The organism is Pseudomonas ficuserectae (assembly GCF_024584585.1).
Classification (GTDB): Bacteria; Pseudomonadota; Gammaproteobacteria; order Pseudomonadales; family Pseudomonadaceae; genus Aquipseudomonas; species Aquipseudomonas amygdali.
Window position 1 is genome coordinate 1496331 of record NZ_CP085684.1, and the last position, 16023, is coordinate 1512353.

The window sequence follows — 16023 nt, forward strand, 5'->3', positions numbered from 1 at the left end:
ACTGCTTAATTTTTTGCTCGTTACCAACGGGAGCTATATGTCGATACCACGCATGAAGTCCTACTTTTCACTGATTGCCGCTGTGCTCATGCTCGGCCAGGTTGCTACGGCTCAAGCCGAGAACCTGCCGGATTTTACCGGGCTGGTCGAGCAGGCCTCGCCAGCAGTGGTGAATATCAGTACGCGCCAGAAACTGCGTGATCGCGCCGTAGCCAATCAGCAGATGCCTGACCTGGAAGGCTTGCCGCCCATGCTGCGCGAATTTCTCGAGCGCAGCATGCCGCCAGGGTCGCGTCCGCCCGGAGCTGGCAAGGGTGATCGTCAGCGCGAAGCCCAGTCACTGGGCTCGGGCTTTATCATTTCCCCCGATGGTTACATTCTGACCAATAATCATGTGATCGATGGTGCCGACGAGATTCTTGTGCGCCTTTCCGATCGCAGCGAGTTGAAAGCCAAGCTGATCGGTACCGACTCGCGCACCGACGTTGCGGTTCTGAAAATTGACGGCAAGGACCTCCCTACAGCGAAACTGGGCAACTCCAATACGCTCAAGGTGGGTGAGTGGGTGCTGGCGATCGGCTCGCCATTCGGCTTCGATCACTCCGTGACCAAAGGCATTGTCAGCGCCAAGGGTCGTAGTCTGCCAAACGACACGTATGTGCCGTTCATTCAGACTGACGTGGCCATCAACCCGGGTAACTCGGGTGGCCCGCTGTTCAACATGGCGGGTGAGGTAGTCGGGATCAACTCGCAGATATTTACCCGCTCCGGTGGTTTCATGGGGCTGTCGTTCGCGATTCCGATTGACGTCGCCATGGATGTGGCCAACCAGCTCAAGGCCAGCGGCAAAGTCAGCCGTGGCTGGTTGGGTGTGGTTATTCAGGAAGTGAACAAGGACCTTGCCGAATCGTTTGGTCTGGACAAGCCTGCCGGTGCGTTGGTTGCTCAGGTGCTTGAAGATGGCCCGGCTGCCAAGGGTGGCCTGCAGGTTGGCGACGTGATTCTGAGTGCCAACGGTCAGCCAATCATCATGTCGGCTGACCTGCCGCACTTGATAGGCAACCTCAAGGACGGCAGTAAGGCCGAACTTGAAGTGATTCGCGACGGCAAGCGTCAGAAGCTGACGGTCACTGTTGGCGCGCTGCCTGACGAAGGTCAGGAAATGGGCGATGTTGCTGGTACAGGCGCCGAACGCAGCAGCAACCGTCTGGGCGTGTCGGTGATCGAACTGACTGCCGAGCAGAAGAAATCCCTGGACCTCAAGGGCGGTGTGGCCATCAAGGAAGTCACAGGTGGTCCGGCTTCGCTGATTGGCCTGCAGCCGGGTGATGTGATCACTCATCTGAACAACCAGGCGATTACGTCCAGTAAGCAGTTCACTGAGGTGGCGAAAAGCCTGCCCAAGGATCGCTCTGTTTCGATGCGTGTTCTGCGTCAGGGCCGTGCGACCTTCATCACCTTCAAGCTGTCCGAGTAACAGGGCGGTTTGACCGGGAAGGGTGGCTGCGGCCACCCTTTTTTGTACCTGTTTGTTTACCTTGCGCCTATCCGGGTACCTGTAAGCGTGACGCCTCTTGCTTAGTTCAGGTACAATTCCCGGCTATTTTTCGGCGGGCAATCTGCCTGCAACCTTTTTGAGTGTTGATCCGTGAGTGATTTGAGTCATATCCGCAATTTCTCCATCATCGCCCACATTGACCATGGCAAGTCGACGCTGGCCGACCGCTTCATTCAAATGTGCGGCGGGCTGTCCGAGCGCGAAATGGAAGCCCAGGTGCTCGACTCCATGGATCTTGAGCGCGAGCGCGGGATCACCATCAAGGCCCATAGCGTTACCCTGTATTACAAGGCCAAAGACGGTATCACCTACCAGTTGAACTTCATTGACACCCCGGGGCACGTCGACTTCACCTATGAAGTCAGCCGTTCGCTGGCCGCGTGCGAAGGTGCATTGCTGGTGGTCGATGCAGGGCAGGGCGTCGAGGCTCAATCGGTCGCCAACTGCTACACCGCCATCGAGCAGGGCCTAGAGGTCATGCCGGTATTGAACAAGATGGACTTGCCGCAGGCCGATCCGGACCGCGTCAAGGAAGAGATCGAGAAGATCATCGGTATCGACGCCACCGATGCCGTGGCGTGCAGCGCCAAGAGCGGCATGGGCGTGGACGAGGTCCTCGAGCGTCTGGTAGCAACCATTCCCGCACCGACCGGCAACATCGAAGATCCGCTGCAAGCGTTGATCATCGATTCCTGGTTCGACAATTACCTGGGCGTCGTGTCTCTGGTGCGCGTGCGCCACGGTCGCGTCAAGAAAGGCGACAAGATCCTCGTCAAGTCCACCGGCAAGCTGCATCTGGTCGACAGCGTTGGCGTGTTCAACCCCAAGCACACGGCAACCGTTGATCTGAAAGCCGGCGAAGTGGGCTTTATCATTGCCGGCATCAAGGACATTCACGGCGCGCCGGTTGGTGACACCCTGACCCTGAGCACCACGCCCGATGTAGACGTGCTGCCCGGTTTCAAGCGTATCCAGCCTCAGGTATACGCCGGCCTGTTCCCGGTCAGCTCGGACGATTTCGAAGACTTCCGTGAAGCCCTGCAAAAGCTGACGCTGAATGACTCTTCGCTGCAATACCTGCCGGAAAGCTCCGATGCACTGGGCTTCGGCTTCCGTTGTGGCTTCCTCGGCATGCTCCACATGGAGATCATCCAGGAGCGTCTTGAGCGTGAATACAATCTCGACCTGATCACCACCGCGCCAACCGTAATCTTCGAGCTGTTGCTGAAGACCGGCGAAACGATTTATGTCGATAACCCGTCCAAACTGCCTGACCTGTCGTCCATCGAAGACATGCGCGAGCCTATCGTTCGCGCAAATATTCTTGTGCCGCAGGAGCACCTGGGCAACGTCATTACGTTGTGCATCGAAAAACGTGGTGTACAGCACGACATGCTGTTCCTCGGCACCCAGGTTCAGGTGAGCTACGATTTGCCGATGAACGAAGTGGTTCTGGACTTCTTCGATCGTCTCAAGTCTGTCAGCCGCGGTTATGCTTCCCTGGATTATCATTTTGATCGTTACCAGTCGGCCAACCTGGTCAAGCTCGACGTTCTGATCAACGCCGAGAAGGTCGATGCCCTGGCATTGATCGTTCACCGCGACAACGCTCATTACAAAGGGCGTGCGTTGACCGAGAAGATGAAAGAGCTGATCCCTCGACAAATGTTCGACGTGGCAATTCAGGCCGCCATTGGCGGTCAGATCGTGGCCCGGACAACCGTCAAGGCGCTTAGAAAAAACGTACTGGCCAAATGCTACGGCGGCGACGTCAGCCGCAAGCGTAAATTGCTGGAGAAGCAAAAGGCCGGTAAGAAACGCATGAAGCAGGTCGGTAACGTGGAAATTCCACAGGAAGCCTTCCTCGCAGTGCTCAGGTTGGAATAGTCAGGTCCTATGTCACTAAATTTTCCGCTGTTGTTGGTCATCGCTGTGTTCGTCTGTGGCGTGCTTGCACTGATTGATCTGGTCATCCTGGCGCCTCGTCGCCGGGCTGCCATTTCGAACTATCAGGGAAGCGTCGGCGAACCTGACATTGCTGTCGTAGAGCGCTTGAACAAAGAGCCTTTGCTGGTTGAGTACGGCAAATCGTTCTTTCCGGTGTTGTTTATCGTGCTGGTGCTCCGCTCGTTTCTGGTAGAGCCGTTCCAGATTCCTTCGGGCTCCATGAAGCCGACGCTGGATGTGGGTGATTTCATTCTGGTCAACAAGTTCGCTTATGGCATCCGCCTGCCGGTACTGGATCAGAAGGTCATCCAGCTCGGTGATCCGCAGCGTGGCGATGTGATGGTGTTCCGCTACCCAAGCGACCCAAGCGTCAACTACATCAAGCGTGTCGTCGGTCTGCCGGGTGATCGCATTCGCTATACCAGCGACAAGCGGTTGTTCATCAACGGTGAGCTGGTTGCCAAGAAGCTGATCGGCACCGAGCCCGGTACACTGGGCAGTGCAGAACTGTACGAAGAACAACTGGGCGCAGTCGAACATCAGATCCGTCAGGAAATGAGCCGATACCGCGCGCCGCCTGACAGTGAATGGACGGTGCCTGCGGCGCACTACTTCATGATGGGCGACAACCGCGACAACTCGAATGACAGCCGTTATTGGGATGATCCCAATATTCCCAAGGACGAACTGGGCATGGTCCCGGACAAGAACATCGTAGGCAAGGCGTTCGCCGTCTGGATGAGCTGGCCGGAGCCGAAATTGAGCCACTTCCCTAATTTTGCACGCGTAGGGTTGATCAAGTAATCGATGCGGCGCTGCCTGGAGCAGCGCCGTATGTCATTTGGGCTGACTGGAAACGCCTCTGAACCCTGAGTCGACCCGGTCGGGCAGGCAGTGAACTCTCGAGGTTGAAGTCGAACATGACGTTCTCTACTTCTCAAAAAGGTTTTTCGCTAGTGGGATGGCTGTTGGTGCTGGCGCTTGTCGCGTTCGCGACGAGCACGGCCTTCAAGCTGGTCCCGCATTACCTCGACTATATGACGATGAAGAAAATCATCGAAACGGTCGACACCAATCAGGCCCTGGACATTACCACGGTCGACGATTTCTACGGTTATGTCGGTAAGAACATGCAGGTCAACAGCATTCGGGATATAGATTTGAACAAGGCGTTGAAAGTGACGGTGGAGAACAATGCGTTCAAGGCTCATTTGAACTATGAGCAGCGTGAACCGTGGTTCCAGAACATCGATCTGGTGATGAAGTTCGACAAGCAATTCAGTGTGGGTAAACCGTGAGCGTATCCTTGAGCCGCCTTGAGCGTCAGCTCGGCTATACCTTCAAGGATCAGGAACTGATGGTCCTGGCCCTGACCCATCGCAGTTTTGCCGGTCGCAACAACGAGCGTCTGGAATTTCTCGGTGATGCCATTCTCAACTTCGTGGCGGGTGAGGCGTTGTTCGAACGCTTCCCTCAGGCCCGCGAAGGCCAGTTGTCGCGCTTGCGTGCGCGCCTGGTGAAGGGTGAAACCCTTGCGTTGCTGGCCCGTGGTTTCGATCTGGGCGAGTACCTTCGTCTGGGTTCCGGCGAGCTGAAAAGCGGTGGTTTCCGTCGCGAGTCGATTCTCGCCGACGCCCTTGAAGCGCTGATCGGGGCGATCTACCTGGACGCTGGCATGGAGGCTGCGCGCGAGCGCGTTCTGGCCTGGCTGACGACCGAGTTCGATAGCCTGACGCTGGTAGACACCAACAAGGACCCCAAGACCCGACTGCAGGAATTTCTCCAGTCGCGGGCCTGCGAGCTGCCGCGTTACGAGGTGGTGGATATCCAGGGTGAACCGCATTGCCGGACGTTTTTCGTCGAATGCGAGATCAACCTATTGAATGAAAAAAGCCGAGGACAGGGTGTCAGCCGCCGGATTGCCGAACAGGTAGCCGCAGCAGCAGCACTTATTGCCCTGGGCGTGGAGAACGGTCATGAATGATACAACCGCAACACGCTGTGGCTATGTTGCCATTGTCGGCCGTCCCAACGTAGGCAAGTCCACGCTGCTCAACCATATTCTGGGTCAAAAGCTGGCGATCACCTCGCGCAAGCCGCAGACCACGCGTCACAACATGCTCGGGATCAAGACCGAGGGTGCCGTGCAGGCGATCTATGTCGACACTCCCGGCATGCACAAGAATGGCGAGAAAGCGCTCAACCGCTACATGAACAAGACTGCTTCGGCTGCGTTGAAAGACGTCGACGTGGTGATCTTCGTCGTGGATCGCACCCGCTGGACCGACGAAGACCAGATGGTTCTGGAGCGTGTTCAGTACGTGCAAGGCCCGGTCATTCTGGCGATCAACAAAACCGATCGCATTGAAGACAAGAGCGATCTGATGCCGCACTTGGAGTGGCTGCAAGGCCAACTGCCGAATGCGTGCATCGTGCCTATCTCCGCGCAGCATGGCCACAACCTGGAAGCGCTGGAAAGCGTGATTGCCTCGCACCTGCCCGAAAATGATCACTTCTTCCCGGAAGATCAGATCACTGATCGCAGCAGCCGCTTTCTGGCTGCCGAGCTGGTTCGCGAGAAGATCATGCGTCAGTTGGGTGCCGAGCTTCCGTACCAGATCACTGTCGAGATCGAAGAGTTCAAGCAGCAGGGCCGCACCCTGCATATCCATGCGCTGATTCTCGTCGAGCGTGACGGGCAGAAGAAAATCATCATTGGCGACAAGGGCGACCGTATCAAGCGCATTGGCAGTGATGCGCGTCGCGACATGGAGCTGCTGTTCGACTCCAAAGTCATGCTTAACCTGTGGGTCAAGGTCAAAGGTGGCTGGTCCGATGACGAGCGCGCCCTTCGCTCGCTCGGCTACGGCGACCTCTAAGCTGCCCTTTCGCCTGACCCTCTGCGGTTGGGCGAACACTTCTCTTTCGAGCCAGCCTGATGAGCGCGCCCACCGGCCAACCTGCTTATGTGCTCCATAGCCGTGCGTATCGCGAAAACAGCGCGCTGGTCGATTTCCTCACGCCCCAAGGGCGGCTACGTGCAGTGCTACGCAGTGCCAAAGGCAAGGCAGGCTCGCTGGCACGTCCGTTCGTGCCGCTTGAAGTCGAGTTTCGAGGGCGTGGCGAACTCAAGAATGTCGGCCGCATGGAAAGCGCAGGCGTTGCTACCTGGATGACCGGCGAGGCGCTGTTCAGCGGCATGTACCTCAACGAACTGCTGATTCGCCTGTTGCCTGCCGAAGATCCGCATCCAGCCGTATTCGAACATTACGCCGCCACATTGCTGGCCCTCGCACTGGGCCGTCCGCTGGAACCGTTGCTGCGTTCGTTCGAATGGCGGTTGCTGGATGATCTGGGCTACGGCTTTGCCATGGACGCCGACATCAACGGCGAGCCGCTGGCAATTGATGGCATGTACCGCCTGCAAGTGGATGCCGGGCTTGAGCGTGTTTACCTGCTTCAGCCCGGCCTGTTTCAAGGCGCAGAATTGCTGGCCATGTCCGAAGCGGACTGGAGCGTCCCCGGTGCGTTGTCTGCTGCCAAGCGTCTGATGCGTCAGGCGTTGGCGGTACACTTGGGCGGTCGCCCGTTAGTCAGTCGTGAACTGTTTCGCAAGCCTTGATCAGGCTTTATTCTCTACAGCCTGCTTCGACCAGCTCGCTCATTTTTCTGGAGACCACCGTGACCCAAAGCACTCGCATCCTTCTCGGCGTGAATATCGACCATGTAGCCACCTTGCGTCAGGCTCGTGGCACGCGCTATCCGGACCCGGTCAAGGCAGCACTGGACGCCGAAGAGGCAGGTGCCGACGGCATCACCGTTCACCTGCGTGAAGACCGTCGGCATATTCAGGAACGTGACGTCTTGCTGCTCAAGGACGTGCTGCAGACCCGCATGAATTTCGAGATGGGCGTGACCGAAGAAATGCTCGCGTTTGCCGAGCGCATTCGTCCTGCGCATATCTGCCTGGTGCCGGAGACACGCCAAGAGCTGACTACCGAAGGCGGGCTGGACGTCGCGGGCCAGGAAGCGCGGATCAAGTCAGCGGTCGAGCGGCTGGCGAAAATCGGCTGCGAGGTCTCGTTGTTTATCGACGCCGATGAGCGCCAGATCGCCGCTTCAAAGCGCGTCGGTGCACCTGCCATTGAACTGCATACCGGTCGCTATGCCGATGCTCAGACCCCGACTGAAGTCGCCGAAGAACTGCAGCGAATAGCCGATGGAGTAGCGTTCGGCGTAGCTCAGGGCTTGATCGTCAACGCCGGTCACGGCCTGCATTATCATAACGTCGAAGCAGTCGCCGCGATCAAGGGCATCAACGAACTGAACATCGGCCACGCGTTGGTGGCTCATGCTCTGTTCGTAGGGTTCAAAGCGGCGGTGGCAGAAATGAAAGCGCTGATCGTGGCGGCCGCTCGGTAGTCGTCCTGATCAAGGCTTGCGCCCCACAATCACAGCGCGCATCGGCGCTGGCAAGCCTTCGACGGTCTTGCTGTGATCGGCAGGGTCCAGATAGTCGCTCAGTGACTGGAAGCGCATCCATTCGGTGCTGCGCTGTTCCTCGATCGTCGTATGGCTGACGTCGACGCAGCGCACATCCGTGAAACCGGCGCGGCGCATCCACAGTTCCAGCGCGGGCACCGACGGCAGGAACCAGACATTGCGCATCTGTGCGTAACGGTCCTCCGGCACCAGCACCTGATGAACATCGCCCGGCACTACCAAAGTTTCCATCACCAGCTCGCCGCCTTTTACTAGGCAGTCTTTCAAGGCCAGCAAATGGTCGATGGGCGATTTGCGGTGATACAGCACCCCCATTGAGAACACCGTATCGAAGCCTTCCAGGTTGGCTGGCAAGTCCTCAAGTGCGAAGGGCAGATGCCAGGCAGGAAGGTCAGGCAGGTAGCGCTGCATGGCCTGAAACTGGCAGAAGAACAGCCAGTTGGGGTCAACACCAATCACGCTGTCAGCCCCGGCACCGAGCATGCGCCACTGGTAATAGCCGTTGCCGCAACCAACATCCAGAACCCGTTTGCCCTTCAGGTCCAGATGCGGCGATACCCGTGACCACTTCCAGTCCGAGCGCCATTCGGTGTCGATATGTACGCCGAACACATTGAACGGCCCTTTGCGCCAAGGCGACAGGCCTAATAACGCCTTGCGCAGCACGGTTCGGGTTTCGCCGTTGCACTCGGCTTGCAGGGTAAAGCTATCGAGCAGATCGATTCGCTCGGGTTGCAGGTCTGGAAGCGCATCCAGCGCACTTTGCCAGCGCTGCAAGTCACCATGACCCTTGGCCATTTTCGTATCAAGCTGGGCTTGCAAGCCGTTTGCCCAATCCGCCAGAGGGGTTCCCGCCAGACGGCGGACAAGAGGAGCGAGATCAATCATGGCAGGGCAATCAACGAGGTGAAGTTAAGGCATTGAAACCAGGGCACCACCTTGGAAAAACCGGCGGCGAGCAGACGTTGGCGATGTTCTTCCAGGCTGTCGGGCTTCATCACGTTTTCGATGGCACTGCGCTTCTGGGCAATTTCCAGATCGCTGTAGCCGTTGGCGCGCTTGAAAGCGATGTGCAGATCCGTCAGCAGCGCATGCTCCTGTTCGTCATCAAAACGCAGTTTCTCCGAAAGGATCAACGCGCCGCCTGGCACCAGCGCATCACGAATGCGCCCGAGCAATGTCAGGCGCTGCTCGGGGGCAATGAATTGCAGGGTGAAGTTAAGCGCGACCACCGACGCGGGCTTGAACTCCAGCGCCAGAATGTCACCTTCGATGACCTGCACCGGCAACAGCTCCTGAAACATGGAGTTCTGCGCATTGAGGTACTCACGGCAGCGCTCGACCATCGCACTGGAGTTATCTATCGCAATGACTTCACAGCCTTCGCTGCGTACATGGCGACGCAAGGCTTGAGTCACGGCACCCAGCGAACTGCCAAGGTCGTAAAGTACGGTATCCGGCTGGGCGAACTGCGCGGCAAGTACGCCGAGGTTTTCGACAATCGTCGGGTAGCCGGGCACCGAGCGTTTGATCATGTCCGGGAAAACCCGCACCACGTCTTCGTTGAAGGCGAAGTCAGGCACCTGGGCCAGTGGCTGGGCGAAAATGCGGTCGGTTTCTTTGCTCACGGCGGTTCCGGCGAAGGCTTTGAAAAGCGGGCATTCTAGCCAAGTTGTCGCTGTGATGCATGGTGCAGCGGGTGCCTTCGGACAAGCCGCGGGCAAACGGTCAGTTCACCGTGATTGTGCATTCGAAAGTCTGCTCCGGCGCCACTTCCGGAGCCCACGGCTGCTGGTAGGTCATCACCAGTCGCCCGGTCCCTGCGTCGGTTGCCTTGTAGCGCCAGACTGACTGCCCGCCGCTGCCGACCATCTCCTTGCTCTCGGCGTTGGCATACACCTCCGGCCCGAGGCTGCGCAGGATGTTCTGCGCCGGGTTTTGGGTCAGCCAGCGAAAGCCGGTTGTCGGGTTGCTGGGCAGGGTGAGGATCAGCGTCTGTCCGCTCTGGAGCGTCAGTGGGCAGTCGTTTTCAGCCTCGATGGACACGATGTTTTTCGGTGTTTGCGCGCAGGCCGTCAGCAGCGCAAGGCTCAACGGTGCAAGAAAACGAACAGGGGTCATGGCAAGTTCCGGTTTTGCGAGACGAGGCGCAAGGATAACCGATCAGGGTTTTAGGGGGGAGTACGGCAGGTATACCGCTCAGGATCGGAATCAGTTGATCAGATCAGATAGTCAAGGGCGTGGGAGCGGACTTGTCCGCTCCCACGCCCTGCGGGCAGAAGCCCCGTTGTGGGTCAGATCATTCAGCGTTAAACACACGTCCGCTTTTGATTCTGCCCGAAGGGCGCGGGAGCGAGTCAGTGTGAGACGTGCCCCCGCATCAATCTTTAAAACAACACCTTCACCACATCTGAAAAGCGCTTGGCAAAGTGAACGGTGATGCCTTCCTTGAGATAGTCCGGCAGTTCTTCGAAGTTGCCACGGTTAGGCTCCGGAAGGATCAGTTCGTGAATCTTCTGACGCCGCGCGGCAATGACTTTCTCGCGTACCCCACCGATAGGCAATACGTGCCCCGTCAGGGTCAGTTCGCCGGTCATGGCCACGCCTTTTTTCGGCGGCTGGTTACGCGCCAGGGACAGCAGGGCACTGGCCATGGTAACGCCCGCGCTAGGGCCATCTTTCGGGGTTGCACCTTCGGGAACGTGTACGTGTACAAACGCCTCATCGAAGAACTTCGCATCGCCGCCAAACTTCGACAGGTTGGCGCTGACGTAGCTGTAGGCAATTTCAGCCGACTCTTTCATGACATCGCCCAGTTGCCCGGTCAGTTTGAAGCCGCGATTCAGGGTGTGAATGCGCGTTGCTTCAATCGGTAACGTCGCGCCGCCCATACTGGTCCAGGCCAGGCCTGTGATCACACCGGTGCCTGACAGCACCTGTTCGCTGCGAAACACCGGCATGCCCAATGACGCTTCAAGGTCTTTCGGGCCGATCTTGATCACCGAGTCGGGCGTATCCAGCAGTTTGACCACCGCTTTGCGCACCAGCTTGCCCAGCTGTTTTTCCAGATGCCGCACACCGGCTTCGCGAGCGTAGCCTTCGATGACGGCGCGCAGGGCGCTGTCGCTGATGCTCAGCTTGCTTTTGGCAACACCGGCTTTCTCCAATTGCTTTGGCCACAGGTGGCGTTTGGCAATCGCAAGCTTCTCTTCAGTGATATAGCCGGACAGGCGAATCACTTCCATACGGTCAAGGAGCGGGCCGGGGATTGAGTCCAGAGTGTTGGCGGTGCACACGAACAGGACTTTGGAAAGGTCCAGACGCAGGTCCAGATAGTGATCGAGGAATTCGACGTTCTGTTCCGGGTCCAGGGTTTCCAGCAGCGCAGACGCCGGGTCGCCCTGGTAGCTTTGGCCCATCTTGTCGATTTCATCGAGCATGATGACCGGGTTCATGACTTCTACATCCTTCAGCGCCTGCACCAGCTTGCCTGGCTGGGCGCCGATGTAGGTACGGCGGTGGCCCTTGATTTCGGCCTCGTCGCGCATGCCGCCCACGCTCAGTCGATAGAATGGTCGCCCCAGCGACTCGGCGATCGAGCGCCCGACGCTGGTCTTGCCGACACCCGGTGGGCCCACCAGCAGGACGATCGAGCCGCTGATCTCGCCTTTATAGGCACCCACTGCAAGAAACTCGAGAATGCGCGCCTTGATGTCATCCAGGCCGGCATGGTGTTGATCGAGCACTTTACGAGCGTGCTTGAGGTTCAGTTTGTCTTCGCCGTAGACACCCCACGGCAACGAACTGGTCCAGTCCAGATAATTACGCGTCACGGCATATTCCGGCGAGCCGGTTTCCAGCACCTTGAGCTTGCCTATTTCTTCGTCGAACTTCTTGCGCGCCTGCGGTGGCAGGGTCTTGCCTTCCAGTCGCTGTTCGAACTGTTCGATGTCGGCACTACGGTCGTCCTTGCTCAGCCCCAGCTCCTGCTGAATAACCTTGAGCTGCTCCTTGAGGAAGAACTGACGCTGATGCTCGCCGATCTTGCGATTGACCTCGGCAGAAATTTCCTTCTGCAGGCGGGCGACCTCGACTTCCTTGCGCAGCATCGGCAGGACTTTCTCCATGCGCCTGAGCATCGGCACGCAGTCGAGTACCTCTTGCAGCTCGACGCCGGTGGCCGAGGTAAGGGCCGCGGCGAAGTCGGTGAGCGGCGAAGGATCATTGGGGCTGAAGCGGTTGAGGTAATTCTTCAGCTCTTCGCTGTACAGCGGGTTGAGCGGCAGCAGCTCTTTGATCGCGTTGATCAAAGCCATGCCGTAAGCCTTCACCTCGTCGGTCGGATCGTTGGGTTGCTGCGGGTATTCAACTTCCACCAGGTACGGTGGGCGGTGATGCTTGAGCCAGGTACGAATGCGCACACGGCTCAAGCCTTGCGCCACAAACTGCAACCGGCCATTTTCGCGGCTGGCGTGGTGAACCTTGACCAGAGTGCCGTACTCGGGAAGCGCATCGGTCTTGAAGTGGCGCGGGTCTTCCTGAGGAGTGTCCATAAAGAACAACGCCAGCGAATGGTGCTCGGACTTACTGACCAGTTCCAGCGTTTCGGCCCACGGTTCTTCGTTGACGATAACCGGCAAGACCTGCGCCGGAAAGAACGGACGGTTGTGGATCGGGATGATGTAAACCTTGTCGGGCAGGTTCTGGCCGGGCAAGGCAAGCGAGGTGCTGTCGGAGCTCAGAGACACGTCGTGCTCGTCTGCGTCATCGGGCAAATCTGGCGAGTCTGTCTGCTGGTCGCTCATGGGGCACCTGAGAAGTTGAACATGCTTCTTAGATGGGGCAGCAGCCCTCAGGTTTCAATAGTCTTGGTCGATAGTCTGTAAAGCGGTTGCAAAACTGTCATTTATTAGTTGTTGGTCCAGTCCGTGCTGGCCAGCGCTGGCTTATTTCATTTACGGCGCTGCCGTTATGGGTTGAATCAGGTATGACCAACGTATTTATTTCGGCATTACTGGCTGGACTATGGATGGCATCGGCTGCGAATGCATCGGCTTCTACCTTTACCGCGCAGGTACTCGACAAGCAGGGCAAGCCCCTCGCAGATGCAGTAGTGACGCTCAAAGGCCCGGCTGATCCGTCGCCCGCAGTGCTTAAGGCTGCCATGGACCAGCGCGACCAGGAGTTTGCACCGCATGTGCTGGCGGTACACACCGGCACGCAGGTCAAATTTCCCAACAGCGACAACATCCGCCATCAGGTTTATTCCTTTTCCCCGGCCAAGCGTTTCGAGTTGCGACTTTACGAGGGCACTCCCTCGGATCCACTGTTGTTCGACAAACCCGGTGTGGTGGTGCTGGGCTGCAACATCCATGACTGGATGGTCGGCTACATCTATGTCACGGACGAACCCTGGTTCGGCGTGACGGACAGCAATGGCCTGCTCAAACTCGATCAGGTGCCAGCCGGACACTACGCTGCCACGCTCTGGCATCCGCAAATTGAAGACATGCAGCCTGTATCGGGCGGTGAATTCGATGTACCCGCATCGGGCCTCACCCAGCGTTTCAACCTCGCGGTCGAAGTGAAAGCCGAGGATAAACCCGGCAAGCCGGCCCCCGGCGGTTTCGGCGACGCTTTTCACAAGGCCGCACATGAATGAAATTTAAAGCCAGCTTTCAGGCGCGCATCGCCGGGGTTCTGATTGCCCTGTTGCTGATTGTCGTGGGCGCAGTCTTTCTCGCGGTCAAGGTTGCGACCGACGACGCGGTGCGCACTCAGGCCCAGGCGCAGCTGGAAGTGGGTAGCCGTGTGTTCGAGCGGCTGATTGATCTGCGCGGCAAGCGTCTGCGTGACGCCGTGCAACTGTTGGCGGCCGACTTCGGGTTTCGTGATGCTGTAGCGAGTGCCGATTCATCGACCATTCGATCGGTACTGCTCAATCATGGCAAACGCATCAACGCCAGCGATATGTTCCTGCTGGGCATGGATGGCGTGGTGGTTGCCAGTACCGAGACAGCGGTGCCGGAGGGGTCCAGGTTTGTCTATGACCAGGCGCTGCGCAACGCCAAGCGTGCCGGTCAGTCAGTGCTTATTATTCCGGGTGGCGGAATACCTCATTTGCTGGTGGAAAGTACAGTGCTTGCGCCGTTGCCGATAGGCCGCGTGGTGATGGGCTTCACCATCGACAGTGGCATTGCCGAAGAGCTGCGTTCTCTCAGTGGGCTGGAAGTGTCGTTTCTCACGGTGGAAAACGGTCAGTCCGGGGAACTGATCAGCACCCAGCCGAAAGCCTTGTACGCTGGTCTGATCGAGCTGATGCGCAGTTCCTCTGAAGGGCAGATGCTGCTGACCGAGCAAGCGAACCTCAACTTTCTCAGTCAAACGCTGATGCTGGCCAAAAGCAGCAATGGCGACGACGGACAAGTGATCGCGCTGTTGCAGAGCCCGCTGGACAAGGCTTATCAAGCGTTTGCACCGCTGAATGAAAAGATTTTCTGGATTTCCATGATCGCATTGCTGGCGTCGCTGCTGGGTACGCTGGCGCTGGCCCGCAGCGTGTCGCTGCCGGTGCAGGAGTTGGCTATTGCGGCCAAACGTATTGGCGATGGCGACTATAAAACGCCGGTAACCCTGGTGCGCAGTGACGAATTGGGCATGCTCGCCGACGCGATCAACACCATGCAACAGGGCATCGCAGTGCGCGAAGGGCAGTTGGCTCACAACGCTCTGCACGACAACCTGACCGGCCTGCCCAATCGAGCGTTGGTGATGGAACGTCTTGGCAGTTTGATTGCGGCAAATCGCACGGTCGCCTTGCTGTACCTAGGCATCGAGAACCTGGCCACGATCAACGAAAGTGCGGGTGCCGAAGGCGTTGAGCAACTGTTACGCCAGTTGGGGCAGCGTTTGCAGGGCAATTTGCGGTCTGGCGACACGGTGGCACGGCTGAGTGCCAACGAGTTCTTGCTGTTGCTGGACAACACTGCCAGTGACGGCGCGGTGGGCATGGCCGACGCCGTGCAGCGTTTGCTCAGCGAGCCGCAACGTATCGACAACCATGATCTGATGCTTGAGTGCTGCATAGGCATCACGGTTTATCCGGAACACGGTGATTCGGCTCAGGAACTGGTCAACCGTGCGGCGATTGCACGCAAGGACGCAGCGTTCATTCCCGGTCGCCTGCAGATCTACCAGGACGGACGTGACCTCGCTCACCAGCGTCAGATATGTCTGATTCGCGACCTGCGCAAGGCTCCGCAGAATGGCGAACTGATGCTCCATTACCAACCCAAACTGGATATCCGTCAGGGCTATGTTCGTCAGGCGGAAGCCCTGCTGCGCTGGACTCACCCGCGCTTTGGCAATGTTTCGCCAGCCGAATTCATTGTGCTCGCCGAGCGCACCGGCAGTATCAACCTGCTGACCAACTGGGTTATCGAAGAGGCAATGCGTCAGTTGGCCGAATGGCGCCAGCGCGGTCTGGTGCTGCAGGTATCGGTCAACATTTCCGCCGACGACCTGCTGGGCGACGATCTGGCCGGTTATGTCATGAAACTGCTCAAGCAATACGCGGTGCCTGCCGAACAACTGGTATTCGAGATAACCGAGAGCGCGGTCATGAGCGAGCCGGAGAAAGCCCTGGTGGTTCTGCATCGTCTACGCGACTGCGGTATCAGCCTGTCGGTCGATGACTTCGGCACCGGTTACTCGTCACTGGCCCACTTGAAGCGTCTGCCAGTGCAGGAGTTGAAAATCGACCAGTCTTTCGTGCGCAACCTGGATGAAACCAGCGAAGACGCGGTGATCGTGCGGTCGACCATCGAAATGAGCCATAACCTCGGACTCAAGGTGGTGGCAGAGGGTGTCGAGTACCAACACAGTCTGGACCTGCTCCGGCGTTGGCATTGCGATACGGCCCAGGGTTACCTGATTAGTCGGCCGCTGACGGCGTCAGCATTCGAGGCATGGATTGCTACGTATCAGGCATCACCCAGTCTTATGGTGAATTAATC

14 protein-coding genes are annotated in these 16023 nt (G+C 58.1%); 10 read left to right on the plus strand and 4 right to left on the minus strand.

Annotation, left to right across the window (positions count from 1 at the left end; all coding sequences use genetic code 11):
- The first annotated feature begins 52 nt into the window (after positions 1-52).
- From LJU29_RS06700 to pdxJ, 8 genes are all read left to right on the plus strand, one after another.
- On the plus strand, positions 53-1477 hold the full coding sequence (locus LJU29_RS06700) for a DegQ family serine endoprotease (protein ID WP_257112693.1): 1425 nt from the start codon (positions 53-55) through the stop codon (positions 1475-1477).
- Between the two features lie 171 nt (positions 1478-1648).
- Positions 1649-3445 (plus strand): translation elongation factor 4, encoded by a 1797-nt coding sequence (lepA, locus tag LJU29_RS06705; protein ID WP_010200891.1) that lies wholly within the window; start codon positions 1649-1651, stop codon positions 3443-3445.
- A 9-nt stretch (positions 3446-3454) separates the two neighbouring features.
- Positions 3455-4309 carry a signal peptidase I gene (gene lepB, locus LJU29_RS06710; RefSeq protein ID WP_002554908.1) on the plus strand — a complete coding sequence of 285 codons (855 nt, stop codon included), beginning with the start codon at positions 3455-3457 and terminating at the stop codon, positions 4307-4309.
- 116 nt (positions 4310-4425) lie between these two features.
- Entirely contained in the window at positions 4426-4803 is a 378-nt protein-coding gene (locus LJU29_RS06715) for a DUF4845 domain-containing protein (RefSeq protein WP_002554907.1), read from the plus strand.
- A complete protein-coding gene (gene rnc / locus LJU29_RS06720; RefSeq protein WP_002554906.1) occupies positions 4800-5489 on the plus strand; it encodes a ribonuclease III in 690 nt (229 codons plus the stop codon). Before LJU29_RS06715 ends, rnc begins: the two co-directional genes overlap by 4 nt.
- On the plus strand, positions 5482-6384 hold the full coding sequence (era, locus tag LJU29_RS06725; RefSeq protein WP_257111889.1) for a GTPase Era: 903 nt from the start codon (positions 5482-5484) through the stop codon (positions 6382-6384). Before rnc ends, era begins: the two co-directional genes overlap by 8 nt.
- Positions 6385-6443: 59 nt before the next feature.
- Entirely contained in the window at positions 6444-7127 is a 684-nt protein-coding gene (gene recO / locus LJU29_RS06730) for a DNA repair protein RecO (protein WP_002554904.1), read from the plus strand.
- Between the two features lie 59 nt (positions 7128-7186).
- The gene (gene pdxJ / locus LJU29_RS06735; protein ID WP_005779232.1) at positions 7187-7927 is read left to right on the plus strand and encodes a pyridoxine 5'-phosphate synthase; all 741 of its coding nucleotides are present in this window, start codon (positions 7187-7189) and stop codon (positions 7925-7927) included.
- A gap of 9 nt (positions 7928-7936) precedes the next feature.
- Here pdxJ and cmoB read toward each other — a convergent pair whose 3' ends face one another.
- The 4 genes from cmoB to lon all read right to left on the minus strand — a co-directional run bounded on the left by cmoB (position 7937) and on the right by lon (position 12813).
- Positions 7937-8896 (minus strand): tRNA 5-methoxyuridine(34)/uridine 5-oxyacetic acid(34) synthase CmoB, encoded by a 960-nt coding sequence (cmoB, locus tag LJU29_RS06740; RefSeq protein ID WP_002554902.1) that lies wholly within the window; start codon positions 8894-8896, stop codon positions 7937-7939.
- Positions 8893-9636 carry a carboxy-S-adenosyl-L-methionine synthase CmoA gene (gene cmoA / locus LJU29_RS06745; protein ID WP_005735111.1) on the minus strand — a complete coding sequence of 248 codons (744 nt, stop codon included), beginning with the start codon at positions 9634-9636 and terminating at the stop codon, positions 8893-8895. Before cmoA ends, cmoB begins: the two co-directional genes overlap by 4 nt.
- A 100-nt stretch (positions 9637-9736) precedes the next feature.
- Positions 9737-10129, minus strand: a complete 393-nt coding sequence (locus tag LJU29_RS06750) for a protease inhibitor I42 family protein (protein WP_257111890.1) — start codon at positions 10127-10129, stop codon at positions 9737-9739.
- Between the two features lie 266 nt (positions 10130-10395).
- The gene (gene lon, locus LJU29_RS06755; protein ID WP_257111891.1) at positions 10396-12813 is read right to left on the minus strand and encodes an endopeptidase La; all 2418 of its coding nucleotides are present in this window, start codon (positions 12811-12813) and stop codon (positions 10396-10398) included.
- Positions 12814-12995: 182 nt separating this feature from the next.
- Here lon and LJU29_RS06760 point away from each other — a divergent pair, with 182 nt between their 5' ends.
- Both LJU29_RS06760 and LJU29_RS06765 read left to right on the plus strand, forming a co-directional pair.
- Positions 12996-13670 (plus strand): methylamine utilization protein, encoded by a 675-nt coding sequence (locus LJU29_RS06760; RefSeq protein ID WP_016980724.1) that lies wholly within the window; start codon positions 12996-12998, stop codon positions 13668-13670.
- Positions 13667-16021, plus strand: coding sequence for a bifunctional diguanylate cyclase/phosphodiesterase (locus LJU29_RS06765; RefSeq protein ID WP_005779241.1), 2355 nt, complete (start codon positions 13667-13669; stop codon positions 16019-16021). Before LJU29_RS06760 ends, LJU29_RS06765 begins: the two co-directional genes overlap by 4 nt.
- Positions 16022-16023: the final 2 nt, after the last annotated feature.

What these genes read in the sequence shown, in the direction of transcription:
- LJU29_RS06750 (WP_257111890.1), bottom strand. Translation starts at nt 10,129, where the DNA reads ATGACCCCTGTTCGTTTTCTTGCACCGTTGAGCCTTGCGCTGCTGACG.
- cmoB (WP_002554902.1), bottom strand. Translation starts at nt 8,896, where the DNA reads ATGATTGATCTCGCTCCTCTTGTCCGCCGTCTGGCGGGAACCCCTCTG.
- era (WP_257111889.1), top strand. Translation starts at nt 5,482, where the DNA reads ATGAATGATACAACCGCAACACGCTGTGGCTATGTTGCCATTGTCGGC.
- recO (WP_002554904.1), top strand. Translation starts at nt 6,444, where the DNA reads ATGAGCGCGCCCACCGGCCAACCTGCTTATGTGCTCCATAGCCGTGCG.
- LJU29_RS06715 (WP_002554907.1), top strand. Translation starts at nt 4,426, where the DNA reads ATGACGTTCTCTACTTCTCAAAAAGGTTTTTCGCTAGTGGGATGGCTG.
- LJU29_RS06760 (WP_016980724.1), top strand. Translation starts at nt 12,996, where the DNA reads ATGACCAACGTATTTATTTCGGCATTACTGGCTGGACTATGGATGGCA.
- LJU29_RS06700 (WP_257112693.1), top strand. Translation starts at nt 53, where the DNA reads ATGAAGTCCTACTTTTCACTGATTGCCGCTGTGCTCATGCTCGGCCAG.
- LJU29_RS06765 (WP_005779241.1), top strand. Translation starts at nt 13,667, where the DNA reads ATGAAATTTAAAGCCAGCTTTCAGGCGCGCATCGCCGGGGTTCTGATT.
- lon (WP_257111891.1), bottom strand. Translation starts at nt 12,813, where the DNA reads ATGAGCGACCAGCAGACAGACTCGCCAGATTTGCCCGATGACGCAGAC.
- lepB (WP_002554908.1), top strand. Translation starts at nt 3,455, where the DNA reads ATGTCACTAAATTTTCCGCTGTTGTTGGTCATCGCTGTGTTCGTCTGT.